The following is a 26,438-nucleotide window of genomic DNA, read 5'->3' as shown; positions in this document are numbered from 1 at the left end:
TTATATCCTCTGTTGTCTGCGAATCATAATATAGATAACCACCGGTGCTCCGAATACCGCCGTTACAGAACTGATGCTGAGCTCTGTCGGTGCAAAAACAGTTCTTGCGATCAGGTCGCAGAACAGACAGAACACCGCACCCCCAAGAAAACAGGCCGGGATTACAAGGATCGGCTTTGCTGTTTTCAGAAGGCTTTTTGCAATGTGGGGAACTGCGATTCCAACGAAGGAGATCGGTCCTGCAAAAGCAGTAACACAGGCAGAGAGAATACTGGAAAGCAGGATCAGAAGAATCCGGAACAGCTTGATATTTACTCCCATATTCTGAGCGTAAGTCTCTCCCAGCTGGTATGCGCTAATGGGTTTTGACATAAAAAATACGATTACCATGGTAATCAGTACCACCACGACCATTGTCCGCACATTGCCCCAGGTCATACCGGAAAAGCTTCCCAGAGACCAGTTGTGGAGGTTGACGATATTGGAATCGTCCGCAAATGTCACCACAAAATCCGTGATGGCTGAGCAAATGTAACCGATCATAACACCACTGATAACCAGCATGGACATGTTGTGGACTTTTTTTGCCACAAGGAGAACAAAGCCCATGGAAATCATGGAACCTGCAAAAGCAGCCAGGATCATGGCTCCGGAACCGATGGATACGGATCTGCTTAAAAGAAAGATCATCAGCAGTGCCACGATCAGCTTGGCTCCGGAAGAAATACCCAGTACAAACGGTCCTGCAATAGGGTTGTTAAAAAATGTCTGCAGCAGAAATCCGGATACAGACAATGCCCCACCCAGGATGATAACTGCCAGAATTCGCGGAAGACGGATCTCCCACACAATATTATAGGAAGTCTGATCTCCCTGACGTTTGAATATGATATTCAGGATCTCATTCACAGAGAGATGGATACTTCCGGAATTTACATTCCATATAAATAAAATTATCAGCAGTACTGCAAGAATCACAAATGAGATTCCGTATCGGACTGCACGTTTTCGGTCGTTCATTTTTCTGTATGTCTCCCTCCGTGTTTATTTATAGCAGATCAGGCGGATCTTCTCAATCCGCCCAATCTGTTTTCCTGGTTTTAATAGTATTTTTATTTATTTCAGACGATGCATATAGGTCAACTCATCCAGAGAATCATCGTCACTGGTAAGCATGGTGTGGATATCCTCGATCATAGTTCCAAGCCCCGTTGTCTCCTGGAAAAGATTTTTACCTGTGCACCAGACATTGCCGTTCTTTACAGCCTTGAAATCTGCAAGAAGCTCGCTCTTGGAAAGAAGTTCATCTATAGTATTCAGCTCTCCGTCAATTGTGCTGTTGTAGATGATATAATCTGCATCTTTCGCTTTCGCGTAAAATTCTTCCATCTGCATATTCATGGTGGAAAGGGCATTATCATTCTCTCCTGTGTCTTCAGGGACATAATTGCCACCTGCAAGAGAAATCATCTCAGAAACATAATCTCCGCTCTTTCGCACATTTACTGCGCCTACAGAGTTGATATAAAAGAACGCTACGGTCTTGTCTGTCTTATCTGCTGTGAGAACTTTATCCAGCTTGTCTGTCTGCTCCTTGAAAACTTTTTCTGCGAGATCTTCTTTTCCAAGGAGAACTGCATAAAGCTTCATCCATTCTGTTCTTCCAAGCGGATGGCTCTCGTAGCTGGAACGCTCTACCATAACAGGGATTCCAAACTGCTCCAGTTTTTCCTGAACTTCCGGATTATGGTGGATCATGGTGGACTCGATTGCCAGATCACAGCCTTCATTTAAGATCAGCTCATAATCCGGTGCACTGTATTTGCCTGCATAGATCATCTTATTCTGTTCCATGGCATCCTTCGCTTCCTGGATATACCATCCGTCCTCTTTTGTACCGGAAAGATTGATGCTGTCGATTCCGTCAATAGCGCGGAAAAGATCCATAGCGGAAGTTGCCACCATATAAATATGATCCAATGGCTGTTTCAGCACTGCGATATCACTGTCCAGGCCTTCCGGAGCTTCTTTTCCCTCCGGAACTACAAGAAACTGTCCTTCCTGATCAATAGTGATCAGTGCGTAGCCGTCATCATAATAGTCTACATTGAACTCTTTCGCATAGGAAAGCTCCATGCTGTGGTCAAAAGTAAGTCCCGGGATATCTGCAGGCGTATGCTCTTTTTCAGCTGCCTGTACGCCTGATGTACAGCCCAGGATAAGAGCTATCGTCAGAAATATGTAGGAGATTATTTTTTTCATTTGTCTGCCTTTTTCATGCTTGAAGAATCAAAATTCAGGGTGTAGTCGATCTCATGAGGAGTGCTCATGGCCACTGTATCTGCAGTCACTTCCATCTCTGCATCAAAAACACTGACCGGAATTTCAAATGTAGAGTTTCCGTCTTTATTTACAGGCTCATATTTCTCACCGTCAACGATCATATAATCGTAATTCGGGCTGCTCCAGATGATGGTCGCTGTCGCTTCTTTGTCCTTGATCTCTACCTTTGCAGGAGATTCCACAGTTGCTTTTCCTGTACCGCCTGTAAGAGTTACTTCTGTCTCATAAGTTCCGTCCTCAAGCTTCAGATCTTTCAGCTTTTTGCCTTTGGATTGTTTATCGTCATCTTTCTCGTCGGAATCATCAGCAGTTTCTGCTGCATCTTCTTTTACCGGATTCTTAATACTTACTTTATGATCATACCATTTACCCTTTTCTCCCAGGATCGCTACATCAAACTCCTCGTCAATGGCAGGTACAGGGATATCAAATCCATACACTTCTTCTGTATAACCATCGCTGTATTTTACAGTATCTGTGGTCGGTTCAATGATATCTGCTCCGTCTTTCTGTGCATCTTCAGCTGTTCCCGCAAACAGATTTACGATTTTCTTGGAAACCAGGCTTACATGGATAGTCATCTCGCCATCTTTGACTGTGAGCTTTCCTTTTTTGTCATTTGCCTCATTTACATGGAACATGCTGCTGTCTGTGTCAAACTCAGCTGTGTAAACGCCATCTTCCAAGGTGTTCTCTTTATCTGTGGATACATCTTTCTCATCAGCTGCTTCTGCATTCTCCCCGGATTCCGTTTTCGCAGAATCACTCTCTGCCAGTACCGGTACGGAGCCAAGCATCAGGGCAGATGCACTTACCATTGCAAGAAGAAGATTTACGTAACGTTTTTTCATGATTGTTTCTCCCTTCCCTGTGACAAGAATCTGCCCGGAAGACAGTCTTTTTGATCTTTCCGGGCAGTTACTTTATTTCTTATATATATCCGCTTCTACACGGATATTCTATACTGTTTATTCTGCGGAATCCTCAGCGGAATCAGCCTCTGTATCTGCTGCTGCATCAGAATCTGCGGACTCATCAGTGCTTCCGATAGAATCGATAGCTGCTTTTGTGTGATCTACATAGATCTGCTCAACTGCTTCGATTCTTCCAAGACCTGCAATCTGAGTGTCAACATTCTCAAAGTTTCCGGATGCTACAAACTGGCTCTTCCAGGAATCCTCGTCATCACCAGCCATATCATTATTAGCGTGGTCTCCTGCAACAACCATCAGCGGACGAAGGACAACATTCTTGTATCCTGCTTCTTTTACTTTCTCGATAACTTTATCGCATGCTGTGTCTTCCGGCTTACCTTCTACAGTACCGATGAAAGCGTTCTTGAATCCAAGGTCTTCCATCTGTGTCTGCATCTGATCATATGTAATATTGGCTGTATGGGATGTACCATGTCCCATGAATACAAATGCAGTGCCAGCCTCAGCTGCTGCATCCATGCTGTCGAATCCGGCTTCTTTACAAGCTTCATCTGTGATTGCCTGAGCAACTGCTTTCTTGTCATCATTGATAACAGTTGCATCATCTCCAACCTCACCAAGCATTGGCTCTGCAATTGCCACAGACTCGAATTTATCTTTATATCCGTTAATAGCTTCTGTCATCTCATCATACTCAGCGCCATGCATCAGATGTGTAGGCTGAACAACAAGATTCTTAACGCCATTCTCTACTGCACGGTCAAGAGCCTGCTGCATGTTGTCGATGTTCTCCTCATCTCTTGCCTCAACATGGTTGATGATGATCTGTGCTGTGAAAGCTCTTCTTACAGACCAGTCCGGATATGCTGCTGCCAGAGCATCCTCGATTCCCTTGATATCCTCAGCACGGCTGTCGTTGAAGGAAGTACCAAAGCTTACAACAAGAAGCTCGTTCTCACCGATCTCATCCTGGTTACGCGGATCGTCTTTGGAAGCATCTCCTGTATCACGTCCGAAGTAATCCGGATCAGCATTCTCGCCTTCTACCAGCTCTTTCTGTGCGTCTGTCAGGGCATCCCATGCTTCTTTAGCTGCCTTGCAGTCCTCATCTGTTGTATCTGTTCTCTCCTGAACATAGATCTTGTCGATCAGTGCTGCTACATTATCAGCTGCTTTCTGATCCTCATCAGAAGCCTCTGTGGTATCAGCTGCCTCAGTATTTTCTTCTGCTGTGGTATCAGCTGCTTCCTCTGTAGCGGAATCATCAGCTGCCATTGCTGTTGTAGCTGCACCCATAGAGCATGTCATGGAAACTGCAAGCATCAGAGCTAACATAGTTTTTCTTTTCATTTCTTATAGTCCTCTTTTCATGTATTTCCAGATAACCAACATGTACAAAAAAGCGGCAGCTTAACGCGGCCGCCTGCTCCTACATAGGATTCTCTGCGCAATACATAAAAAGAAGTTCTGTATTGTTATGGAGAATACAGATTCGTAAACCGCGAATCTAAGATCTCACAATAAGGCAGTTCTCCTGACTTGGTTCAGCGTAGCCTTTCCTTCCCGGTCTCCCAGTGGTTCTCAAAAGCCACTCCCCTTCACAGTGACGGTATCGTTCCGGATTCGCACCGGATTCTCTTTTGCGCATCGGTTCTGATGCAACCTTATCGTTATAACATTTGCACATATTCAATTTAATCTGGTTTCTTCTTTTTTACCACAAAGTTACAAAAATGTCAAGCTTACTGTCGGACTATTCCAAAATCCCCCTCAAAATATTTGTGTTATTGTCAGAATGCTTTCAAATATTCATGCACACCAGGCATACCTATGCATGATATATGTTTTATTTTTATAGAATCTATAATTTCACCTGATCTGCGGTCTCTCTGGTTCAAATTATTTAGTCAGGCGAATATTCTCAATTGAAGCAGGGGACTTACTTGCTTCGATTAAAGTATTCCTGATCAAGATATCTTGCAACATAAACTCCGCTGGCTGATGCGTGGGAAAGAGAATGTGTCACGCCGCTGCAGTCTCCGATAACAAAGAGACCTTTGTGGCAGGTTTCCAGATTCTCATCGATCTCAACTTCCATATTATAGAATTTAACTTCCACACCATAAAGCAAAGTATCATCGTCTGCTGTTCCAGGTGCGATCTTATCCAGTGCATAGATCATCTCAATGATGCCGTCAAGGATACGTTTCGGCATAACAAGGCTTAAATCTCCTGGTGTGGCAGAAAGTGTCGGTGTTACAAAGCTCTCGTCAACACGTGCTTTTGTGCTTCGTCTTCCACGGATCAAATCTCCGAAACGCTGAACCATAACACCGCCGCCAAGCATATTGGAAAGTCTTGCGATACTTTCGCCATATCCGTTGCTGTCGTGGAACGGCTCGGAGAAATGCTTGGATACAAGAAGTGCAAAGTTTGTGTTGTTGGTGTGCTTTGCAGGATCTTCGTAGCTGTGTCCGTTTACTGTGATGATTCCGTTGGTGTTCTCATTAACAACAACACCTCTCGGATTCATACAGAAAGTACGTACCATATCCTCGAATTTCTCTGTTCTGTAAACAATCTTACTCTCATAAAGCTCGTCTGTCAGGCGGCTGAATACCTCTGCCGGAAGCTCCACACGCACACCAATATCCACACGGTTGGAAAGTGTCGGAATCCTAAGATCAGTACATACAGATTCCATCCATTTACTTCCGCTTCGTCCTGCTGAAATGATGCAGTATGTTCCCTCGTAACGCTGGTCACCTGTCAGAACTGCATAACCCTCTTCTGTTTTTTCCACTTTATCAACAGACGCATCAAAATAGAAATCTACATGATCTTTCATTTCATCATAAAGATTCTGAAGAACTACATAGTTGATATCAGTTCCCAGATGACGGACAGAAGCATCCAGAAGATGCAGCCCATTCTGAAGGCAAAGCTTGCGGATCTCACTGTTTGTTGTAGAATAGAGCTTAGTTCCCTCGCCACCATGCATCAGGTTCAGTTTATCTACATACTCCATCAGCTCTGTTGCTGTTTCCCTGCCGATATGCTGATACAAAGTTCCGCCAAACTGGTTGGTGATATTATATTTTCCATCGGAAAAAGCTCCTGCGCCTCCGAATCCTTTCATGATGGCACATGTTTTGCAGTGGATACAGGATTTTACTTTTTTTCCGTCAATTGGACATTTTCTCTTTTCCAGGGGATGACCAGCCTCAAAAACCGCGATCTTTTTCTCCGGATCATTATTCATCAGTTCATAGGCTGCAAAGATTCCTCCAGGACCTGCTCCTACGATCAGTACGTCATATTTCATAAATAAAAGCTCCTTATCTTGTGTTACTTTTATATGTTTCATTTTCACACAAACCCTGTTTATTCTACAACAAGTATCAGCAAAAGTCACCTGTTTTTTTCATGTTTTTCGGGGGTTTTTCAGTTGCTGTAAAATCTGAGGATCCTGAGATTTTTCCCATTGGTTTCCAGGGTGATCGCGCCATTTTTCATGGTGTATTCAATCTGACTTCCGCAGTCTTTCAGACGCTGTATCGTTTCCGGTGACGGATGGCCGTAGGTATTGGTGGATGAACAGGATATGATGGACAGCTCGGGTTTCAGTTTCTTTAAAAATGCCTCTGAGGATGAATATCGTGAACCATGATGGCCGACTTTCAGACAGTCAATATCACTAAGACATCCTGCAGTCAGAAGTTTTTTCTCCGTGTCTGCTCCGATATCCCCTGTAAAAAGCATCCGGAATTCGCCGTATGTAAGTTCCATAACCATAGCCTCCTCATTCACATCTTTTCCCCTGGCCGTACTTTCCGGCCACAGGATCTCAAATGTCGCTGTCCCGGAATGAATGATATCTCCTGTGTTTCCTGTCACTGTTTTTACCCCTGCTTTTTCGGCTGTCCTGGCAAGATCTGTCCAGGCTTCCGGCGGTTCTGACCATCCTGGCAGAACAAGATGACCGGCCCGGATAGTTGTGAGTCCTTTTTCCATATATTCCAGAAGTTCCTGCACACCACTTAAATGGTCTTTATCTGTGTGAGAAATGAAAATTCCGTCCAGATAGGAAATCCCCATACTTTTCAGAGCCGGAAGAAGGCAGTATCTTCCAAGCTCTGATTGGCTGCTGCTTCCTCCATCTATCAGATAATGTTTGTTATCCGGGGTCCGAACCAGGATTCCGTCTCCCTGACCTACGTCCAGACAGGTGATCTTCAGGGTTTCAGATTTAAAGAGATACCCGAAAGACCGAACGCCCAGCGTCAGTATACTCAAGGTCAGGAGAACAATGGCAGCTATACGAAGAATGTGTTGTAATCCCTTTGCCTCTCCCTTTTCCAGTTCTTTTTTCTTCTGATCTGATTCTTTTATATGCTGTCCAATAAACAGTACAGCAATTAATATCATATAATATACCAAAATCTGCCAGAGTTCCGGTTCGCCGCCAATCCAGGTGCACCAGCGGCTTCTTCCGGCCAGTTCACAGAGCTTTTCATATAGAAGCAGGACTCCCTTCGCAGGAAAAATCACAGCTCTGGCTGCCGGAATACTGACAAAGCCAAGAAGCATTGCAGCCACACCTCCTGAGAGAACAACTCCTACACTTGGCAAAACCGCAAGATTCAATATCAGTCCGGCCAGTGATACCTCACCAAAGAATTTCAGCATCACAGGAAGCGTCACAAGCCAAAGAGCCACCGATCCCCAGAAGGCTTTCGTAACCTTTCTCTTTGCTCCTGCGAGAGCGCAAATCCTTTCTGATGCAACACAGATTCCCAGAACACACCCAAATGACAGAAGAAATCCACTGTCCAGCAGATACGCCGGTGACTCTGCCAGGATCATCATGGCAGTGACAGACACTGCGCTTGGCATATCGTAGATCCTTCCTGTGATCCTGGCTCCCATTGCAATGAGAAACATGGTGACAGCCCGCATCGTAGACACACTTCCCCCTGTCATCATCCCATACTGCAGCATCACAGCCAGAGAAAAAATCCCTGCTGGCCAGATACCAAGCCCTGCACGTTTCAGCAGATTATAAAGCCCCATCCCCAGAATACTGATATGCAGTCCGCTGATCGCCAGAATATGTACGATTCCTGCCAGCTGATAACGCATCCGGATCTCCGGGTCCAGGCCTGTTTTCTCCCCAAGAACAATGGCATCAAAAACAGGTGCATCTTTTCCTGCTGTATTTTCCAGGATCTGTCTGCATTTCTCCTTCACCATAAGCATTGCCTGATGATAGCCGGAATATGTGGATGTTTTTTTCAGAAGTACAGCTTTTTTCATAAAATAATAAATATGGCGGCAGGCGTAATACTGACTGCTGTCAAAACCACCCGGATTTGTTGGGCCTTCCACTTCTTTCAGGATTCCTTTTACAAGAATCTGCATCCCAGGCTTCAGCTCTTCTTCTTTTTTCAGAAATACTCTTACATTATTAATTGGAAATTTTTTTGAATGATAGATGAGATATGTTTTTTTCAGATAAACAGACTGGGAGAATTCTGTGCTTTCGTACCGTTCCACCTCCCCGCAGATCTCGGAAGCGGGATGTACTTCAATCCAGGACTGCACACTGGCAGGAAGGGGATTCCCCCTGATAAGAGGAATCCCCGCCAGATCCGCAATGCCAAATGAAAGCATCATCAAAAAACACAGAAGACACATTGGACGTCTTATCATATGTTTCTCCCGTATTATATTTTTTTGCTGTCGGAATGATCAGTTCTCTTTCTTCTTTGCCGCTGAGCTGGCAAGAAGACTGTCATTCCATTCATAAAATTTATAAAGCTGCATATTTTTGCCGAAAGTTACTTCTTTGTTTCCTTCAATGGAAATCTCCACTTTATCCACTCCGGTGGCTGCGATCAGTGTATTTACCACCGAATAAACAGGAATCTCCTCAGAAACATTCAATGCATAATCCTGAAATACAGAATTGTAATCTACATAGCAAATGCCGTTCGCCCTTGTCAGGGAAAGCACTTCTGAGTTCTCCGGGATTGTAGGATAATGGCCTTTTTCCAGAGGGCCGCGCGCCAGCTGTTCCAGAACAACTGTCGCTTTCGGAAGATTTCGTCTGTACCGGACACTTCGCTGTTCTTCCACCAGCTTGTCTCCGTTTTTATTGGTAAAATACAAAGTAAAAGTGTCATAGCTGTATACATCGCCGTCAGAGCCGGAAAACTCCACAAAGGTATCGCCGTTCATAGCTCCGACTTCGTCACCTTTTGTATCTGTGAGAGGTTTTTTCCCAACATAGATTTCTACGGAATCGACTCCCGGAACCTGGACAAATATCTTCACAACTCCTGCTTTTACAAGAAGCTCCCTGGTACGGGACATCTTACCGAAGGCTTCATTGAATTCCAGACGGAGCACGCCGTCATTCACAGAATAGGAAGAAATCTTCACACCGTCAGGAAAAAGTGAGATTCCATCATCTCTTGTCTCACGATTATTCAGACTCTCTGAAAAATCACGGAGCATTACTTCTGCTGATTCTTTTTCAGGAACATATTTCTCCTCTTTCAGCTTTGTTTCTTCATTGTTGATATAGTAAAAACTGTACTGCTGCTCTTCGGTCTCTTTTTTACCTGAGAAGCTTATATACGCTACCATTCCCAGGAGAAGGCACGCAGCAGCCAGACAGATGATCCAGATCGTTTTTTTCATGCGCTACCTCCTAGGATGAGATATAAGACAGCGGAATCTTCACATTGAATGTGGTTCCTTCGCCTTCTTTGCTTGATACCTTGATGGTTCCATGGTGCATGACAATGGAACTTCTGGTGATGGCAAGGCCAAGACCAGTTCCGCCGATCTCCCTGGAATGGGATTTATCCACGCGGTAAAAGCGCTCAAAGATCCTCTCAATGGAATCCTCCGGAATTCCAAGTCCGGAATCTGCTACTGTCACATAAAAATACTTGTAGTCTGCATCCAGCGTTACCCGAACCCAACCTTCATCTACATTGTATTTGATTCCGTTTTCCACAAGGTTGCTGATAGCGAGCGTAAACTTCACCTCGTCCACATCAGCTGTAACCGGACGGAACGAATCCAGTATCAGGGCAATGCTTCTCTGATCTGCAATAGGTCGGAGACGCTTCAGGATATTCTCAAGAAGCTCATTGATATTCATATTGACAATGTTCATGTCTGCTGCTTTTTTGTCCATTTTTACAAGGGAGAGAAGGTCTGTGATGATCTTGTTCTCACGGTCAATCTCCTCTGTAATATCAGAAAGAAATTCCTGATAAAGTTCTTCCGGCACGCCCTGCTGTCCTACCAGGGAATCTGCAAGGACTTTCATGGAAGTCATCGGTGTCTTCAGCTCATGAGACACATTGGATACAAATTCCTGTCTGGATTCATCCAGAATCTTCATTCTGGAAAGCATCTTATTAAATGCCTCCGTAATCAGGGCTGTCTCTGTATAATCCGGAACTGAGATCTCTTCGTTCTGATAACCATCTGTAAGATCTTCGATTGCTTTCGTTACTCTTGCAAAAGGTTTCACAAGCACTGTGGACAAAATATATCCCAGGAAGATCGCCAGCACTACAATGATTCCGATGATCAGGATCCCTTTCTGTTCCAGCTCACGTATGGTCGCTGTTACTTCACTGGATGAAGCCATGATCATCATAGCCCCCTGCACCTGATTCACTTCCGGGCTTTTTACCGGGACTGCCAGAACGATCTTCTGGCTGGCCGAATCATAACGGTAGTCGTCTTCTCCCTTAAAACAATTCACTACTTTCTGGGATACAAGAGTCCTTCCTTCATCCACGCCGTAAGTATCCTTGATAATTCTGAAATCCCTGTCCACAATGAGAATTCTTCCCCCATAGATATTAGACAGCAGCTCCAGCTTGCTGTTTACCGTCTGCGAGCCGGAGTCATTCAGGTAATTCTCTTTGATCAGCAGGTCGCACATGATGTCACAGATATTCTCCATACTCTGCACACGGTTGGCAATGGCCCGGTCTTCATAATTGGCGATCACCATTTCCGTAACAATGACACTTGGTACGATTCCCAGTATGATCAGGATTATCATGATACGAAAGCGAAGACTTTTAAAGAATTTTCCGCTTTTTCTGAATTTCATGGATTATGCCTGAAAATAATATCCTACACCCCATTTGGTGTGTACATATTTCGGCTCACTGGGATTGGCCTCGATCTTTTCTCTCAAACGACGGATATGTACATCTACAGTACGTACATCGCCCGGGTATTCATATCCCCACACGATATTCAGAAGGTTCTCTCTGCTGTATACCTTGTTCGGATTAAATACAAGGAGTTCCAGAACATCGAATTCCTTGGCTGTCAGATTGATCTCTCTCCCGCCAATGAATACGCGACGTCCTTCACAGTCCAGCTTCAGCTCGCCAACTTCAACTGTTTTGGCCTTTTCTTTCTTATCCTGGCTGTTTCCTGCCCGGCGGATGATTGCCTTGATGCGGGCTTTTACTTCCAGAATGTTAAAAGGCTTGGTCACATAATCGTCTGCTCCGTATTCCAGGCCCAGGATCTTATCCATGTCTTCTCCTTTTGCGGTAAGCATGATGATCGGGACATTGGAAAACTCCCGGATCTGCTGACATACCTCAAGGCCATCCATCTTGGGCAGCATCAGGTCAAGAAGAATAATATCATATTCTCCTGCCTTCGCCTTCTCCAGAGCTTCCTCTCCGTCATAGGCGCAGTCTACTTCCATTCCATCCTGCTCCAGACTGAAGCGGAGTCCTTTGACAATCAGTTTCTCGTCGTCTACTACCAATACTTTCCTGCTCATTTAACGCTCCTTATTCTATTGCTATTTTATCCTTGATCTTCTCATAGGTGCCTTCCTTGATGCCGGGAACATTCATAATATCCTCGACGGAAGTAAAAGGGCCGTTCTCTTCCCTGTAAGCGATAATAGCCAGAGCCTTGGACTCCCCTACTCCTGTGAGAGTGGTAAGCTGGGATACGTCAGCTGTGTTCAGATTGATCCTGGAATCGGCAGAACCTCCTGCGCTGTCGGATGTCGGCTGCTGATTATCTCCTGATGCCTTACCGATTTTTGTACTGTCAGTACTGCCTGTACCGTTGACATTATTGTCAGCAATGGTTCCAGTCTGAGTCGTTCCGTCCTGAGTCGGTGGAATCGTCTGGCTGTCCACCTCCTCCCGGGTCGGCACATAGATCTGCTGTCCATCTGAAAGACTCCTTGCGCGGTTAAGATAGCTGACTGCTGCCTCCGGGAGATATCCTCCTGCTTTCTCAATGGCCTGAAATACCCGGCTGTCAGATGAAAGCTCATAGACACCGGGCTCTGCCACTGCACCGCAGACATCTACGTAGATTGTCTCTGGGACATCTCCGGACTCTGACTGTGTACCGGAACTCTTCTGTGAATCGGCTTTCGGCTGCTGCCGGCTTTCCTGCTCAGAGGAATCCTGGCTGTTCTCTTCCTGCTCCAGTTCTTTTTCCAGAAATTCCGAATCCTTGTCCCGGCAGCCTGTCAGTCCTGCAAAGGTCAGGAACATGATCACTGAAAAAATAAGCTGAACATTTCTGATATTTAATTTATTTCTCATGATATGGTGGGCACTCCTTTCCGCTTGTGCAGTGGTAAGTGTCCCCTTACTCATACAAAACCATATCTTATTTTAACGAAATATTACAAATATTACAATACTAATATTTTATTTCCATTTGAAAATCACCACGCCGGCAATGCAGATCAGCATTCCCAAAAGTTTTCTCCACTGAAAATCTGCTTTCTCCACGCCAAAGAGTCCCATCAGTTCTATGAGATACGCAACAGCCAGCTGAGAGATCACGATCAGCATAACTGCCCTGGCAGGGCCTAAGCTTCCCATACTCCTGATTACTGTTATGGTAATAAATGCACCTATCACACCCCCAAGAAGCGTGTATTTATTCTCCACCTGCCACAGTGCGCCAATACTTTCCCGCCCTGTAAAAAGCCAGGCAGCAACACACACCAGAAATGCTGAAAACTGCACCCAGCCAGTTGATACCCACAAACTGGTCTGTTTTGTTACATTTGTGTTAAATACTCCCTGAATACTCATCAAAGCCCCGGAAATCAAAGCCGACAGAAATCCCCACATAAAAAATCCCTCCATATCCATCCGTTCAATAGTTCCGCCGTTATAAAAAGGCGCTGCATGTTCTGCAACGCCTTTACGGTTTCTTATAGTTTATGTGGTTTTTATGAGATTATGCGCATACATCTCTTTTATTTTCCTGAGGTAGATCCTGCCGGAAAAAGCGATATGCGGGAGCTCATAAAATCTGGCGGTTTCCGGGCAGATGGGACGATAGAGGGGATCTGCTATAATGATCTTTGCAGTTTTCAGCCCTTCTTCTATGGACTCCTCACCCCGAATAGCCTGATCCCCTTCCCGGAGAAGCCCTTCTGTGATCTCCAGGGGACAGAGGAGCTGAACTTTTTTTTCATATTTATACTCTATGGCAGCTGCCAGGGAACCCATGGTGACTGGCTCACCGATTACTGTGATGTCGGGCTGAGATGATTCTGTGGAAATGTAGATCACCTGATCCGGAGTTACTTTCCAAAGATCAGGAATTTCCTCGCTGATCCGGCATTCTCCCGTAACTTTTTCCGCCATCTCCGCAAGTGCATCAGATATTTTTTCCACATATCCATCTACAGGTGTCCCCACCAGAAAAGGAGTTCCGAATTTTCCCTTCAGCACATTAGCCGCAGGAATTCCCACTGAGGATACCACCAGATTCACATCTGCTTCACCGGCCTTTGCCAGTGTTTCCAGCGTGTCACCCATGGCCCAGGTGGAAATTATCTCCCAGCCCTGGTTTTCCAGACGTTTTTTCATGATATCTACAATGGATTGCGGGCCGAAATCCAGGGGAGTTACACCCAGAAGATTTAATTTTCGTCTGTTCATTTCTGACTTTATTCCCACACATTTCACAGATTTTCCGGTACTACCAGGGATTTTCTCATCATTAGTTTTTATTGAATGTTCGGATCCTCCCTTGTTCTTCTCTTCTCCTGCTCCTGTAAAATGTTTCGCAATCTCTGCCAGCGCAAGCCCGGCACCGTACACATAATCATGCATTCCACTGGTCGGAACAGAAAAAGCCGGAATTCCCGTCCCCACTGTCAATGCCCTGGCAAGTCCCGGAAAATCGGTTCCATTCATAAAAGGAATCGGCGAACTGGCAAGGGCAATAAATCTCGGCTGCAATTCTTCTGTTGCGTCCTCAATATCCTGAAGAAATTTCTCATCATTTCCCATGATCGCATCAATATCCGTCAGCCCCGAAATAAAGATCAGGCTATCCTGATCGTACCACCGGATCTCATCATGTGTATTATAGGTAGAATTACACCCGGAAGGATCATGCATCACCGTCATTCCCCCCAGCTCATACAAGGCTGAGCAGACACCTGACACATCTGCTGTATAAATTGGTATGATTCGATATGCCTGTCTCATATGCAGCTTTCGCACCCCCATCCTTTTCGCACGATCAGATCTTCCGGATCTTTTTCTGCTTCAAAAGCTTCGATCATCAGCTGAGCAGTCCGGCGGATTCCGTCAAAGCCATAAAGCCCACCACCCTGAACCATATTTACAAAATTCCTGCTTCCGGTAAACCAGGCTGCTTTCTGTCCAATGGCAAGGATCTTATTTTCAGAGCATCGTGTTCTCACACGCATCTCAGGCCGTATCGTTGAGATCAGCTTCAATTCCGGAACATTCTCTTTCAGCCAGAAAAATACGTCTTTTTCCTCCGGACTGATACTGTCCAGATAAATGGACTCTACTTTGAATCCATGGGTCAGCAGAAGCTTTGCCAGCCCCAGCGGTCTTGGATGAAAAAGATAATCCAGTGCGATGGGTGTATCCCCGATAATTTTCTTTGCATGAGAAAGTGCTTCCTCGCAGAACCGGATTTCTTTTTTTATATCCGGACCTGTGATTTCTCCCTTTAATTCTTTCAATTTCTCCAGCAGCTGTTCCTCCTGCCACTGTATTTCCTCATAATCAAAGCTTCCCGGCAGATACAGAAAAGGCCTTCCAAGTCTTTCAGCCTGCTGCTGCACTCCGAATTTTCCTGCCGGGTAACAGTCAATGATCAGGCTTCCTTCTCCCAGTTTCTGATACTCTTCCCATGTTTCACAGGCAGCAGTCTCGCGAAGCTTAAATCCGTTATGCTCTGATATTCTTCTAATATCTGCATCTGCGTCCAGCACAAAATCACTTCCAAGAAGCGTCACACATCCAGGGTCTGCCTCAGCTTCCGGCACTGCATCATACATGGCACGCCGTAACTTCTGGTCTGGTGTGGGACCGGTTTTCTGCATGATCGGGTCCATAAAACATCTCATAAAAAAGATCTCCGGAAAACGGCTTTCCAGCTCTCCATAAATCCGGTCCAGATCACTTCCCAGAAAATGATGCAGACACACTGTAAAAAGCAGAACCGCTTTCGGCTTCTTCGGCAGGCGGTTCAGCACATCTGTCACACCCTCAATGGTAATATCCTCCAGATTCCCGCCCAGAAGATCCTTTTCCTCCACGATCACAAAAGAAAACCTCTCCACCGCATTCATCTCTGCCGCTGTCAGCACAACACCTCGCATACAGTTATCCGCGCAGACATATATCTGCTGTGCCTCCGGAACCAGCATTCCTGTATGTACAATGTTCCAGTTTCCATGAGCAGGAGAATTAAATTCCAATCCCGGCTGAAACGGTGCCGGAAAAGAAGCCTCTCCTATCGTTACCTCTGTTTTCTCCGAAATCGCTCTGATTCCAATTCTTTTTAACATGGAGCTTCCTCCCTGCATGCTTCCAGGATCTGCTCTGCCAATGTCCGATATTCTTCTGCCATCTCACTGTCAGGGTAGACTTCCAGAAGAGTTTTTCCCAGTACTTCTGCTTCCTGCACCAGCTCGCTTCGTGAAAGAGTTCCTATCACCTTCGTATGAAAATCTTCTGCCAGCTCCTGCACTTTTTCTTCCTCCCGCGGCACATTCCGTCTGTTCAGAATGATACCGCCAAGGGAAGCGTAGCCTCTGTTCCGGAAATTTTCCACTGCCATGGCAATGTTCGCGCCTGCATGGATGGCCATATTTTCACCGGAAGTAATGATAAAAACTTTATCTGCATACCCCTTTCGCATTGGCATGGAAAAACCGCCGCACACAACATCTCCCAGTACATCATAAAAAACAATGTCCGGTTTATAAGTCTCATATGCCCCTGTTTCCTGAAGTTTTTCCAGAGCTGTGATGATCCCGCGGCCAGCGCAGCCAAGTCCCGGAGCAGGTCCTCCTGCCTCTACGCATACCACACCGCCATATCCGATCTGCACCATATCTTCAAGCTTCAGATCCTGTCTTTTCTTATTATAAAGATCCAGAACTGTGGAAGCTTCTTTCCCATGGCGGAGCAGGATCGTTGAATCCGCCTTTGGATCACAGCCGATCTGCATCACTTTCATTCCTTTTTCCGCAAGGGCAACTGCCACATTGGAAACTGTTGTGGATTTTCCGATGCCGCCCTTTCCATATACTGCGATTCTGATCATTTTCTGTCCTCCGCCTTTGTGATCACATTAGAATATGCTGTTTTTGCAGAAACACCATTCAGCCGTCCGATCTTTCCGGATAAAGAGCTTATCACATCCTGCGGTGCATCAATGGCAATACTTATAATGTTGATACCTTTTTCCCGATAGGGGATCCCCATTCTCCCGATAATATATTTTCCCGCTTCGTGAAGAAAACGGTTGATATCATCGATCACGTCATTGTTTTCCACAATGATCGAGATCAGTGCCACTCTTGTCTCCATAAGGTCTGGCTCTCCTTTCCGGCATTCCGTATTACTGTCCATTTTATCGTACTCTGCTTCTATCGCTGATTTTTCTCTGCAAAAGGCGAATCTTTCTTCCTGACCGCCTTTCATATTCTGAGCTTATCTGTCAGCAGATTCTCGGCAGCAGCTCGCCGCCAGGCTGCGGAAGCAGTGCCTGGGTTCCGATCTCTGTAGTCATGACGACTTTTCCCGGCTGATCAGCTGTAACTTCACCGATTATGGCTGCATCTTTGGAGTACGGACATTTATGCAGTACTTCCACAATCTTCTCTGCCTCTGATTTCGGAGCCATGATGACCATGCGGCCTTCACATGCAAGATAAAGAGGCTCCAGACCAAGCATACCGCAAACACCTTTTACCCCAGGAGCTACCGGCACTGCTGCCGCATCCAGGCGGATTCCTACATTGCTCTGCCCTGCAATCTCATAGAGAACAGTTCCCACGCCGCCTCTTGTTGCATCACGGATCACATGGATATCATGTGTTGCATCCATCACTTCTTTTACAGTTCCCCAAAGTGGTGCACAGTCGCTTGTCACATCCGCATCAATTCCAAAATCTTCCCTGGCAAGAAGAATGGTACAACCGTGTCTTCCCACATCGCCGGTAACAATAATGGCATCTCCTGGTTTTGCAAGCTCACCGCCTACCTGGACTCCGTCCTGGATCTCTCCCATTCCGGTGGTAGTGATAAATACGCCGTCAACCTGTCCTTTTCCCGCAACTTTCGTGTCACCGGAAACAATCCGGACGCCTGCTTCTTTTGCTGTTTTTTCCATTGCGGACGCGATCTCCTCCAGTTTTTCCATTGGAAAACCTTCTTCGATCACGAATGCACAGGTGAGATACATTGGCTTCGCTCCCATACATGCAAGATCATTGACAGTTCCGCAGATAGAAAGTTTACCGATATTTCCCCCTGGAAAAAATGCCGGCGATACAATAAATCCGTCTGTTGACACAGCCATTTTTCCGGTCGGCGGAACAAGAACTGCCGCATCATCTGCAGTGAGATCCGGGTTTGCAAAATGTGCTTTAAATACTTCATCGATCAGTTCCGAGGTCTGGCGGCCTCCGGCACCGTGAGCCATGGTTACTGTTTTATTGTCCATAATTGTCATCTTCTTTCTATGATATTAATTTCCATACATAAAATACGCAGAACATGCTCCCTCATTTGACACCATACATGCTCCTACCGGATGCTGCGGGGTACAGACTTTTCCAAATACTTTACAATCGGATGGCTTACATTTTCCCTGGAGCACATCGCCGCAGCGGCAGGCCGGATTCGGTTTGCCCTGGATCGGCGGCACTGCATATTTTTTTCTCGCGTCAAAATTTTCCCATTCTTTTTTTAATACAAGTCCTGAGCCTGGGATCACGCCAAGCCCCCTCCATTCGGAATCGCAGGGTTCCATCAGCTCTTCCATCAGCTTCTGTGCCTCCGGACTTCCTTCTTCTTTCACCACACGGGGATAACAGTTCACAAAGAACGGCTTCCCCTCCTGAAAACGTACCAATGCAACAGCCAGTGCAGTTAACAGTTCTTTCGCAGTAAAACCTGCCACCACACCACTGACTCCGTCCTCTGCCAGCTGCTCACAGAGTTTTGTTCCTGTGATAGCATTCACATGTCCGGGATAAAGAAATACATCTGCACTTCCTTTTAACGCCTGGTATGCCTGAGGCATGGTTTTGTTTGCCACAAGAAGGGAATAATTGGAAATACCGTCTTCCTTCGCTTTTTTTACTGAAAGGCATCCTGCCGGTGTGGTGGTCTCAAAGCCCACGGAAAGAAATACCACCTGCTCTTCCGGGTGCTCTGCCGCATACTTTTCCGCGTCAGCAGGGGAATAGACAATACGGATCTTTGCCCCTTGTGCCCTGGCATCTGCAAGACTCTTTTTTGTTCCCGGTACACGGACAAGGTCTCCAAATGTACAGATGGTCGCCTTTTTTTCCAATGCAAGATAAACTGCCTCATCAATAAATCCTACCGGGGTCACGCACACCGGACATCCTGGTCCGGAGATCAGTTCTACCTGGGGTGTAAGAAGCTTACGGATTCCCAGACGGAATATCTCATGTGTATGAGTTCCGCAGACTTCCATGATCCGCACAGGCGGTCCCTGATAACCTTCTATGATCTCTCTTGCTGTTTTCTTCTTCTCTTCCATTACAGCAGTTCCTCCATCAGCTGATCTGTTTCATCTTCGTCATCATCTGTGATCTTTGCAATGGCCACACCAGCATGAACCATTACATAATCACCAGGCTCCAGATCTCCCAGAAGCTGTGCGGAGACTTCACGCTTCGCGCCTCCTGCATCTACAACGGCAGTGCCGTCACTGATCTTTACTACTTTTGCTGATAATCCTACACACATATTTGTGCCTCCTATCGTGTATTTCTGTTCAGATATGCCATCCCATATGCAGCCTGTCCCAGTGCGATTCCTCCATCATTTGGCGGGATCAGGCTATGCTTCAGAACCTGGAAGCCTTTTTTCTGAAGGCCTTCGTCCACCAGTTCCAAAAGCAATCTGTTCTGGAAAACACCACCGCTCAATGCTGCTTTACGGATTCCTGTCTGCCGCTTTGCTTCCTCACAGGCTGCAATGATCTGCTCTGCCAGCTCTGCGTGGAATTCATACGCAAGTTTCCGCGGATCCTCTCCTGCAAGTCTGCTTTCTGTCAGATGGCGAACGATTTCACCAGTATTTAAAATAAATTTCCTCAGATCCTCCGGGGCATCCTCACTATTCTTTGCGAGATCTGCTAAATTGCCGGGGGCTGCCAGATTATCCGTTTCCGGATTCCTCTGCGGACTTTTTCTCCACTCTTCCGCCGCAAACTCCAATGCCGTAGATGCCTCCCCCTCAAAGGTAGAAGCTTTCTGGATTCCCAGGATCGCGCTGACTCCGTCAAAAAGCCTTCCTGCACTTGTAGAAGTTACCGCATTGATCTTACGCTGTGCCATTGTCACCAGAACCTTGCATTCCTGCTCTGTACAAAGTCCGAGTTTTCGGACAGTAGATAACGTTTCCTGCAGACTTCCTGTATTCTGCCAGATCAGGGAAACTGCAATACGCCAGCCTTCTTTTGCTGAAATATCGCCGCCCACCTGGACAAAAGGCTGAATGCTTCCAAGTCTTGTAAATCCCTGATAATCTGCCAGAAGGATCTCCCCTCCCCATATGGTTCCGTCTGTTCCATATCCTGTCCCGTCAAAGGAAACACCAATCACTTTTTCCTCACAGTCATTCTCTGCCATGCAGGATAAAATATGTGCATAATGATGCTGCACTTTCAGAACAGACAGACCCATTTCCTCTGCTACTACTGTAGAATTATATTTCGGGTGAAGATCACAGACAACTATCTCCGGCTGGACTTCCAGAAGCGTTTCCAGCCTTCCCATCGTTTCTTTCAGGGCTTTTACAGTACGAAGATCTTCCAGATCCCCCACATATGGGGATGGATAAAAGCGGTTGTCCACACCAATGCAGAAAGTATTCTTAAGCTCTCCACCTGCTGCGATCACCTGTCCGCTCCATGGTGCGGAAACCATAAACGGAAGCGGTGCATAGCCACGGGAGCGGCGGATCATATACGGCTTCCCCTTATAAAAATCCATCACCGAATCGTCTGCCCGGATGCGGATCTTCCTGTCATGAGAAAGAATGCAGTCACATAAGTGTGAAAGCTCTTCCACCGCTTCCTCATCATCCCGGCAAATCGGTGCACCGGATGTATTACCGCTTGTCATAACCAGAAGTTCCGGCATTTCGATTCCGTCATCATAATGAAAAAGTAAAAACTGAACCGGTGCATAAGGAAGCATCACGCCAACCTTCGGATTTCCCGGGGCGATGCTCTCACAGAGCCCAGGATGTTTGTTATATCCTTTCCCATCCACTTTTTCTGTCTTATCCAGCAGCAGGATCGGTTTCTGATGCCCTGTAAGTATCTTCTCCTGTTCTTCACTGACTTCGCAGATGGCTTTCACTGTCTCAAGATCCTGTGCCATAACCGCAAATGGTTTCATTGGACGGCGTTTCAGTTTTCGCAGTCTTTCTACTGCTTCCTGACTTGTGGCATCACAGCAGAGATGAAAACCGCCGATTCCTTTGATCGCTGCGATTCCGCCGGAAGCGATCACGCGCCTTGTCTCAGTAATTGCTTCCCGCCCCCGCTCTTTTCTTCCGATCAGATACACCTCCGGACCGCAGTCGTTGCAGCAGACAGGCTGTGCATCATAGCGTCTGGTATCCGGATTATTGTACTCGTCTGCACAGGACGGACACATGGGAAATTCTTTCATGCTTGTCCGCTCCCTGTCATAAGGAAGGGAATCCAGGATCGTCAGCCTCGGCCCGCAGCAGGTACAGTTGATAAAAGGATGCAGATACCGCCGGTTTTTCGGATCAAACATTTCTTCTTTACACTCATCACAGATCGCAATATCCGGGGAAACAAAAATCTCGCCTTTCGTTTTCTCGCTTTCAATAATATCAAACTGTCCAAACTCCGGCGCGTCCTCCACAGGCTCCACAAGAAGCTTCAGGATTGCCGCACGCTTCGGCGGTTTCTCCTCGATATCCGAAATAAAACCATCTACGTCCCCCTCTTTTCCCTGGGCAAAAATCTCCACATAAGGTCCCTTGTTGGAAACGCTTCCCCGAATTCCCCTTGCCATGGCATGTCTGCTCACAGTAGGGCGAAATCCCACTCCCTGGACGATCCCGTAAACACGGATCATTTTTGTAATTTCACGCTCCATATATTTCTCCGTTCCCTGTTATTTACCGGCACTTCCCCGACACTGCGAAATGCACCGCATCCACAAATTCTCCGTCAAATCCCGGTGTCATACGCTTCATGCACGGATCTGCAAAGATCACATCAAATCCATTACTCTCTGCCAGTTCGATATAGTCTTCCTCATCTCTCAGAGATACATCCCCCTCCTCAAGAAGATCTTTGTCCATGGAAAACCAGCTGGCCACAGTAACTGCTGCCCCTTCGCCACGCTTCCTGATCTCCGCTCTTATAGAATCCGCGATCACCTGCTGATGCACTACAAGGACTTTTTTCCCTGCATAATCCATATCTGGCACCAGCTCGTCCGCAAGAGGATAACCAGCTTCATAAGGAGTTCCAAAGGTTTTTTTAAGGTACTTCGCACATTCCAAAGCTGCCTGAGAAACTACAATATTCTTCTCCACGGAAGAAGCTTTTTTTACCTCGTCCAGGCCATCACCCATTCCATAGCAAACTGCCGTCAGCCCCTGCGCACGGAATTTCTCTTGGATCTTATCTGATGCGCCAAGATCACTGACATCCTGAGGTGTCATTCCCAGAATCCCGATCCTTCCAGGCTCCACAGGCAGCTTTTCTTTTGCAAACCCCTTAAAAAGCTCCACATAAGCCTTCCGTTCGCCCACATCATAAAGCTCCATTCCGTCCGTATCTACAGTCAGAACAGGTAGTTCTGTCTTTTTCTCGCACATACGCTTCAATGCCTGATAATCCGTTCCGATCACTGCCGGCACCGGTGTTCCGATAATCGCTGCAAAACCTGCTTCTACTTTCTCTGCCGCGTCCACAAGCTTGTCCACCAGCCTGTCATCACGCCCCAGGATGGCATCCATATCCCGAAGTCCTGCACTGAACACCGCGCTTTTCCGTTCAAACCACCTTGGCTCATCAAAACCGCATACATTTCCTGTGCATCCTCCCGCATCACAGATCACGATGATCCCGCCAAGTTCATACAAAACTGACACTGCGCCCGACTGATCCGGTGCGAAAGGTGTCAGATATTTTCGAAGTCCTCTCATTCTTTTTCCCCCTTCACCGTTGCTGTCAGCGTCTCAAACAGCCTTCGCACGCCTGCGTAGCCGTATGGCTGACGATCCTGGTTCCACACTGCATTTGGCTGATCCTGATGATAATAGCCGGCATCCTTTCCTATTGTAATATTCACGCCACTTGAAACCGGATCGTAATACAGCATGGTAGGCTCCATATTGGAAAAAACTCTGGTGTTCGGGCTCAATTTTGCCAGATTCCGTATGTATACAAAATTCTCAGCAGTAATGGTTCCGTAAATCTCCGGCACTTTAAATCCATATCTCACCAGTGCAAGCCCCAGCTCAAACGGATCTCCGTTCATGCACTCCCCAACTGCAAAAACCGCATCCGGACAGTCTTCCCGGAACTGTTCCACTGCTTCCAGTGCTTCTGCCTTATACTTTTTCTGGTCAAAATCAACTCCAAGAACCTGCCCAAGTGCACGGTACTGATTCTCGATCTTATCCATCTGATAAAGTCTTCGAAGCTCAATAAACGGAATCTTCAGCCGGTCATGAAAATCCTCCGCTGCAAACCTGGCTTCCGGATGCAGCACCAGGTTAAAATTAGCCTGGGACATCGTCTGATACTCTTCGTAATCCCTGCATCTGGAAATCTCATGAACAGTCTTCACCCCGGCCTGATGCAAAAGCTCGTAAAGCTCACAGTCATCCACAAGCGGAGAAAAAAATCCAAGAAGATTGACCACATTTCCTTTTTTCTTCTGCGGTTCCAGAAGAGAATACAGAGACTGCCGCACATGGACCATCGGCGGCTTTCTGCCTTCACGGGTCAGCGCGTACATGTAGCATGGCCGCACCGGAATATCTACCTTCTCCTCTGCTTTTCGGCAGACACGCTCCATATCAGTTCCAAGAAGTGCATCCACGCAAGTGATGCAGATCATCACAACAGAAGGCTTTTTCTCACAACAGTCGCAGATCTCCTTTACTGCCTTTGGGATTTTCTTCAGATGACGGCCAGTAACAATATCCGTCTCATCCATCATCAGGTAAAAAAATCTGTCATTGTATTCCGGCATGGAACTGATAAGCGATGTATTTCTGCCACAGCATCCTGGTGCCACAATGAGCATAATAGAGTCCGGCACTGCAAGCCCTGCACGCTTCACGCCGAATCCTTCTGCACCTGGCGAATTAAATGCCAAAGTTGCCGGAGAACTGTAGATCAGATGTTTCCCGGAGATCATCTGAGACGGAATCGCTTCCAGTCCGCCCCGGGCCAGGTCTTCCACTGTTGCAAAATATGCTTCCTTTTTCATACGCCCTCCTTTTTATCTGAATCTGTTTCTGAAACAGCAATGACTTTCTCTACTGCATTTTCTTCTGCAGCTTCACCATCACTTTCTAGCAGCTTTCGCGCCAGCGCAAAAAATTTCTCACTGATCTCAGAACTCCCATCTCCCTCAATCACGGTCTTTCCCTGATCCTCCCAGCGGATGATCTCGTCGCTTCTTGGAATCTCACCGACAATAGGAATATTACTTTTCTCTGCAAAAGCCTGCACTTTCTCAGTCTCATTTTCCACATTCCTGTGGTTCAGCACGATTCCGAAGATTCTTGCATAGCTGCGGTCCTCAAAATTCCTCACAGCACTGGAAATGTTATTGGCCGCATAAAGTGCCATCTTCTCGCCCGATGTAACGATCAGGACTTTTTCTGCATATCCCTCCCGGATCGGTGCTGCAAAACCGCCACACACCACGTCACCAAGCACATCATAAAGTACAACATCCGGCTTCCAGGTCTCAAAAAGCTTCAGATCTTCCAGTAGCTGAAAAGTTGCGATAATTCCTCTTCCTGCACATCCAAGCCCAGGTGTCGGCCCACCCGTCTCAATACAGAGAACACCGCCAAAGCCCTCTTTTGAAATATCTTCCAGTCTCTCCGGCTCCTCATCTTCTTCCCTCATGTAATTCATCACCGGCCGCAGTGGTTCCCCGCCCAGCAGATTGATAGTAGAATCTGCCTTTGGATCACACCCTATCTGTATCACTCTTTTTCCCATGGCTGCAAAAGCTGCCGCCAGGTTGGAAGTCACTGTGGACTTTCCGATGCCGCCTTTTCCGTATATTGCTATCTTCAGCATATAATCCTCCCTTACAGAATACTTCCGCTCCCACAAATTTTTTCATAAAAAAAGCTCTTCCACGCACAAGGTGAAAGAGTCCCGTATTCCACTCACAAAGCATAGCCAAACGGATAAAATCATCCGCATTTGCTATGCAGCTCTGCGCCGAATAGCTGCATAGCAGTTGATTCGGTTAAACTGTGCCAGATGAACAACGATTACCGCTCGGATATTCCTTGCCGTCAAAGTATGTTTCCTGCTGTATTCTGTTTTCATCACACATCATCCGGATAGAAAGAATTTTTTTCATTCCGTCTGAATTTTTCTGTTTTTATTATACAATATCGTTTATTAGTGAGTCAATTGTAACTCTGACTTTTCATACAAAAAAGACCTCTTGCCGAAATATTTTTAAGCATTTCGACGAGAGGTTCTTTCTCTGATCTGCCAGATAAGAAACTCCGGCAAACTTATATTTCCTGTATATCTTTACTGAATAGAAACTACGTGATATCCCCGATCCTCAACGACCTTTTTCAGCTCCTCGTTGGAGATCTCTCTGTCGTAGGAAACCACTGCCTCACCCTTTTTTAGGCTTACTTTTGCTGCCGCACCGTCAATACGGTTGATAGCTCTTGTGACGCTGGCCACACAGTTTTCACAGTGCATTCCTGTGATCTTCATGGTTTTCTCACCAAGCTTGGTTCCATCCAGTTTCTTCTTCGGGATTTCCGGCTTGCTGCCGCCTCCGCAGCAGGTACCTTCGCCCTTCAGATGTTTATATGCACCCTTTCCGGCAAACAACATAATAATAACAACAATGATAATGACAATTGCATTTGCCATGATCTTTCTACCTCCTGGTTACTTCTTCATTGTGCTGCATCCGGAGCAGCCGGAACAATGGCCGGAGCAGCCGCCGCCACAGCCGCCTGTACGTGTATTACCTGCACAGCCGACACAGCTGAGCCCCTGTTTCTTTCTTGAATAGAGATAACTGATCACAAATACGCCATATGCGATCACCAGTGCCAGTACAATAATATCCGCTATCATACTCATATCTGTCACCCTTTCTTTTGCTGTGCAGCCTATGAGCCGCTGCCAGCTTCTGATGAATCCTTTTATAAAAAATTTCATGTTTCTTCAGGTTCATTATAACACAGAAAGCCAGGTATTTATATACCCGGCCTCCTATGTTCTTATCATTCATCTGTTTTCACAGTATCATTTCAAAGCTATCATATGTACCGGATCTTTGCTGTATGACCGGTTATC

At 46.4% G+C, this 26,438-nt stretch carries 24 protein-coding genes and 1 riboswitch; all 24 genes read right to left on the bottom strand.

What is annotated here, in order from left to right; all coding sequences use genetic code 11:
• The 24 genes from HFM85_RS01195 to HFM85_RS01080 all read right to left on the bottom strand — a co-directional run bounded on the left by HFM85_RS01195 (position 1) and on the right by HFM85_RS01080 (position 26,222).
• The gene (locus HFM85_RS01195) at positions 1 to 1,020 is read right to left on the bottom strand and encodes a FecCD family ABC transporter permease (RefSeq protein ID WP_173736879.1); all 1,020 of its coding nucleotides are present in this window, start codon (positions 1,018 to 1,020) and stop codon (positions 1 to 3) included.
• Between the two features lie 96 nt (positions 1,021 to 1,116).
• Positions 1,117 to 2,262, bottom strand: coding sequence for an ABC transporter substrate-binding protein (locus HFM85_RS01190; RefSeq protein WP_173736878.1), 1,146 nt, complete (start codon positions 2,260 to 2,262; stop codon positions 1,117 to 1,119).
• The gene (locus HFM85_RS01185) at positions 2,259 to 3,194 is read right to left on the bottom strand and encodes a hypothetical protein (RefSeq protein WP_173736877.1); all 936 of its coding nucleotides are present in this window, start codon (positions 3,192 to 3,194) and stop codon (positions 2,259 to 2,261) included. Before HFM85_RS01185 ends, HFM85_RS01190 begins: the two co-directional genes overlap by 4 nt.
• 117 nt (positions 3,195 to 3,311) lie before the next feature.
• Positions 3,312 to 4,628, bottom strand: coding sequence for a sirohydrochlorin cobaltochelatase (locus HFM85_RS01180; protein ID WP_173736876.1), 1,317 nt, complete (start codon positions 4,626 to 4,628; stop codon positions 3,312 to 3,314).
• A gap of 157 nt (positions 4,629 to 4,785) precedes the next feature.
• Positions 4,786 to 4,960, bottom strand: a riboswitch (cobalamin riboswitch).
• Between the two features lie 257 nt (positions 4,961 to 5,217).
• Positions 5,218 to 6,603 (bottom strand): NAD(P)/FAD-dependent oxidoreductase, encoded by a 1,386-nt coding sequence (locus tag HFM85_RS01175; RefSeq protein ID WP_173736875.1) that lies wholly within the window; start codon positions 6,601 to 6,603, stop codon positions 5,218 to 5,220.
• 119 nt (positions 6,604 to 6,722) lie between these two features.
• Positions 6,723 to 8,990, bottom strand: coding sequence for a DNA internalization-related competence protein ComEC/Rec2 (locus HFM85_RS01170; RefSeq protein ID WP_243873770.1), 2,268 nt, complete (start codon positions 8,988 to 8,990; stop codon positions 6,723 to 6,725).
• Positions 8,991 to 9,029: 39 nt separating this feature from the next.
• Positions 9,030 to 9,983: a GerMN domain-containing protein gene (locus HFM85_RS01165; protein WP_173736874.1), complete on the bottom strand. Its 954-nt coding sequence runs from the start codon at positions 9,981 to 9,983 to the stop codon at positions 9,030 to 9,032.
• 10 nt (positions 9,984 to 9,993) lie between these two features.
• Positions 9,994 to 11,424: a sensor histidine kinase gene (locus tag HFM85_RS01160; RefSeq protein WP_173736873.1), complete on the bottom strand. Its 1,431-nt coding sequence runs from the start codon at positions 11,422 to 11,424 to the stop codon at positions 9,994 to 9,996.
• A 3-nt stretch (positions 11,425 to 11,427) separates the two neighbouring features.
• Positions 11,428 to 12,117, bottom strand: coding sequence for a response regulator transcription factor (locus tag HFM85_RS01155; RefSeq protein ID WP_173736872.1), 690 nt, complete (start codon positions 12,115 to 12,117; stop codon positions 11,428 to 11,430).
• A gap of 10 nt (positions 12,118 to 12,127) precedes the next feature.
• Positions 12,128 to 12,904, bottom strand: a complete 777-nt coding sequence (locus tag HFM85_RS01150; protein ID WP_243873769.1) for a ComEA family DNA-binding protein — start codon at positions 12,902 to 12,904, stop codon at positions 12,128 to 12,130.
• Positions 12,905 to 13,012: 108 nt separating this feature from the next.
• Positions 13,013 to 13,444: a DMT family transporter gene (locus tag HFM85_RS01145; RefSeq protein WP_173736871.1), complete on the bottom strand. Its 432-nt coding sequence runs from the start codon at positions 13,442 to 13,444 to the stop codon at positions 13,013 to 13,015.
• Between the two features lie 90 nt (positions 13,445 to 13,534).
• The gene (locus HFM85_RS01140; protein ID WP_173736870.1) at positions 13,535 to 14,818 is read right to left on the bottom strand and encodes a nitrogenase component 1; all 1,284 of its coding nucleotides are present in this window, start codon (positions 14,816 to 14,818) and stop codon (positions 13,535 to 13,537) included.
• Entirely contained in the window at positions 14,815 to 16,158 is a 1,344-nt protein-coding gene (locus HFM85_RS01135) for a nitrogenase component 1 (protein ID WP_173736869.1), read from the bottom strand. The genes HFM85_RS01140 and HFM85_RS01135 overlap by 4 nt, the downstream gene beginning before the upstream one ends.
• Positions 16,152 to 16,919, bottom strand: a complete 768-nt coding sequence (locus tag HFM85_RS01130) for a nitrogenase iron protein NifH (RefSeq protein ID WP_173736868.1) — start codon at positions 16,917 to 16,919, stop codon at positions 16,152 to 16,154. Before HFM85_RS01130 ends, HFM85_RS01135 begins: the two co-directional genes overlap by 7 nt.
• Positions 16,916 to 17,185, bottom strand: a complete 270-nt coding sequence (locus tag HFM85_RS01125) for a TM1266 family iron-only hydrogenase system putative regulator (RefSeq protein WP_173736937.1) — start codon at positions 17,183 to 17,185, stop codon at positions 16,916 to 16,918. Before HFM85_RS01125 ends, HFM85_RS01130 begins: the two co-directional genes overlap by 4 nt.
• A gap of 130 nt (positions 17,186 to 17,315) precedes the next feature.
• On the bottom strand, positions 17,316 to 18,323 hold the full coding sequence (hypE, locus tag HFM85_RS01120) for a hydrogenase expression/formation protein HypE (protein ID WP_173736867.1): 1,008 nt from the start codon (positions 18,321 to 18,323) through the stop codon (positions 17,316 to 17,318).
• 24 nt (positions 18,324 to 18,347) lie between these two features.
• Positions 18,348 to 19,391 (bottom strand): hydrogenase formation protein HypD, encoded by a 1,044-nt coding sequence (gene hypD, locus HFM85_RS01115; RefSeq protein WP_173736866.1) that lies wholly within the window; start codon positions 19,389 to 19,391, stop codon positions 18,348 to 18,350.
• Complete coding sequence (locus HFM85_RS01110; RefSeq protein WP_173736865.1) at positions 19,391 to 19,600, bottom strand: HypC/HybG/HupF family hydrogenase formation chaperone; 210 nt, start codon at positions 19,598 to 19,600, stop codon at positions 19,391 to 19,393. The genes hypD and HFM85_RS01110 overlap by 1 nt, the downstream gene beginning before the upstream one ends.
• An 11-nt stretch (positions 19,601 to 19,611) precedes the next feature.
• Complete coding sequence (gene hypF, locus HFM85_RS01105) at positions 19,612 to 21,996, bottom strand: carbamoyltransferase HypF (protein WP_173736864.1); 2,385 nt, start codon at positions 21,994 to 21,996, stop codon at positions 19,612 to 19,614.
• 22 nt (positions 21,997 to 22,018) lie between these two features.
• On the bottom strand, positions 22,019 to 23,056 hold the full coding sequence (locus HFM85_RS01100; RefSeq protein WP_173736863.1) for a nitrogenase component 1: 1,038 nt from the start codon (positions 23,054 to 23,056) through the stop codon (positions 22,019 to 22,021).
• Positions 23,053 to 24,351, bottom strand: coding sequence for a nitrogenase component 1 (locus HFM85_RS01095; protein WP_173736862.1), 1,299 nt, complete (start codon positions 24,349 to 24,351; stop codon positions 23,053 to 23,055). Before HFM85_RS01095 ends, HFM85_RS01100 begins: the two co-directional genes overlap by 4 nt.
• On the bottom strand, positions 24,348 to 25,178 hold the full coding sequence (locus tag HFM85_RS01090) for a nucleotide-binding protein (RefSeq protein ID WP_173736861.1): 831 nt from the start codon (positions 25,176 to 25,178) through the stop codon (positions 24,348 to 24,350). The genes HFM85_RS01095 and HFM85_RS01090 overlap by 4 nt, the downstream gene beginning before the upstream one ends.
• Positions 25,179 to 25,649: 471 nt before the next feature.
• On the bottom strand, positions 25,650 to 26,006 hold the full coding sequence (locus tag HFM85_RS01085) for a heavy-metal-associated domain-containing protein (protein WP_173736860.1): 357 nt from the start codon (positions 26,004 to 26,006) through the stop codon (positions 25,650 to 25,652).
• 18 nt (positions 26,007 to 26,024) lie between these two features.
• A complete protein-coding gene (locus tag HFM85_RS01080) occupies positions 26,025 to 26,222 on the bottom strand; it encodes a FeoB-associated Cys-rich membrane protein (protein WP_173736859.1) in 198 nt (65 codons plus the stop codon).
• Positions 26,223 to 26,438 lie beyond the last annotated feature (216 nt).

This window comes from Blautia schinkii (assembly GCF_013304825.1).
GTDB lineage: Bacteria > Bacillota > Clostridia > Lachnospirales > Lachnospiraceae > Blautia_A > Blautia_A schinkii_B.
This window is presented reverse-complemented; position numbering and strand designations above follow the sequence as displayed.

What these genes read in the sequence shown, in the direction of transcription:
- HFM85_RS01195 (WP_173736879.1), bottom strand. Translation starts at nt 1,020, where the DNA reads ATGAACGACCGAAAACGTGCAGTCCGATACGGAATCTCATTTGTGATT.
- HFM85_RS01190 (WP_173736878.1), bottom strand. Translation starts at nt 2,262, where the DNA reads ATGAAAAAAATAATCTCCTACATATTTCTGACGATAGCTCTTATCCTG.
- HFM85_RS01185 (WP_173736877.1), bottom strand. Translation starts at nt 3,194, where the DNA reads ATGAAAAAACGTTACGTAAATCTTCTTCTTGCAATGGTAAGTGCATCT.
- HFM85_RS01180 (WP_173736876.1), bottom strand. Translation starts at nt 4,628, where the DNA reads ATGAAAAGAAAAACTATGTTAGCTCTGATGCTTGCAGTTTCCATGACA.
- HFM85_RS01175 (WP_173736875.1), bottom strand. Translation starts at nt 6,603, where the DNA reads ATGAAATATGACGTACTGATCGTAGGAGCAGGTCCTGGAGGAATCTTT.
- HFM85_RS01170 (WP_243873770.1), bottom strand. Translation starts at nt 8,990, where the DNA reads ATGATAAGACGTCCAATGTGTCTTCTGTGTTTTTTGATGATGCTTTCA.
- HFM85_RS01165 (WP_173736874.1), bottom strand. Translation starts at nt 9,983, where the DNA reads ATGAAAAAAACGATCTGGATCATCTGTCTGGCTGCTGCGTGCCTTCTC.
- HFM85_RS01160 (WP_173736873.1), bottom strand. Translation starts at nt 11,424, where the DNA reads ATGAAATTCAGAAAAAGCGGAAAATTCTTTAAAAGTCTTCGCTTTCGT.
- HFM85_RS01155 (WP_173736872.1), bottom strand. Translation starts at nt 12,117, where the DNA reads ATGAGCAGGAAAGTATTGGTAGTAGACGACGAGAAACTGATTGTCAAA.
- HFM85_RS01150 (WP_243873769.1), bottom strand. Translation starts at nt 12,904, where the DNA reads ATGAGAAATAAATTAAATATCAGAAATGTTCAGCTTATTTTTTCAGTG.
- HFM85_RS01145 (WP_173736871.1), bottom strand. Translation starts at nt 13,444, where the DNA reads ATGTGGGGATTTCTGTCGGCTTTGATTTCCGGGGCTTTGATGAGTATT.
- HFM85_RS01140 (WP_173736870.1), bottom strand. Translation starts at nt 14,818, where the DNA reads ATGAGACAGGCATATCGAATCATACCAATTTATACAGCAGATGTGTCA.
- HFM85_RS01135 (WP_173736869.1), bottom strand. Translation starts at nt 16,158, where the DNA reads ATGTTAAAAAGAATTGGAATCAGAGCGATTTCGGAGAAAACAGAGGTA.
- HFM85_RS01130 (WP_173736868.1), bottom strand. Translation starts at nt 16,919, where the DNA reads ATGATCAGAATCGCAGTATATGGAAAGGGCGGCATCGGAAAATCCACA.
- HFM85_RS01125 (WP_173736937.1), bottom strand. Translation starts at nt 17,185, where the DNA reads ATGGAGACAAGAGTGGCACTGATCTCGATCATTGTGGAAAACAATGAC.
- hypE (WP_173736867.1), bottom strand. Translation starts at nt 18,323, where the DNA reads ATGGACAATAAAACAGTAACCATGGCTCACGGTGCCGGAGGCCGCCAG.
- hypD (WP_173736866.1), bottom strand. Translation starts at nt 19,391, where the DNA reads ATGGAAGAGAAGAAGAAAACAGCAAGAGAGATCATAGAAGGTTATCAG.
- HFM85_RS01110 (WP_173736865.1), bottom strand. Translation starts at nt 19,600, where the DNA reads ATGTGTGTAGGATTATCAGCAAAAGTAGTAAAGATCAGTGACGGCACT.
- hypF (WP_173736864.1), bottom strand. Translation starts at nt 21,996, where the DNA reads ATGGAGCGTGAAATTACAAAAATGATCCGTGTTTACGGGATCGTCCAG.
- HFM85_RS01100 (WP_173736863.1), bottom strand. Translation starts at nt 23,056, where the DNA reads ATGAGAGGACTTCGAAAATATCTGACACCTTTCGCACCGGATCAGTCG.
- HFM85_RS01095 (WP_173736862.1), bottom strand. Translation starts at nt 24,351, where the DNA reads ATGAAAAAGGAAGCATATTTTGCAACAGTGGAAGACCTGGCCCGGGGC.
- HFM85_RS01090 (WP_173736861.1), bottom strand. Translation starts at nt 25,178, where the DNA reads ATGCTGAAGATAGCAATATACGGAAAAGGCGGCATCGGAAAGTCCACA.
- HFM85_RS01085 (WP_173736860.1), bottom strand. Translation starts at nt 26,006, where the DNA reads ATGGCAAATGCAATTGTCATTATCATTGTTGTTATTATTATGTTGTTT.
- HFM85_RS01080 (WP_173736859.1), bottom strand. Translation starts at nt 26,222, where the DNA reads ATGAGTATGATAGCGGATATTATTGTACTGGCACTGGTGATCGCATAT.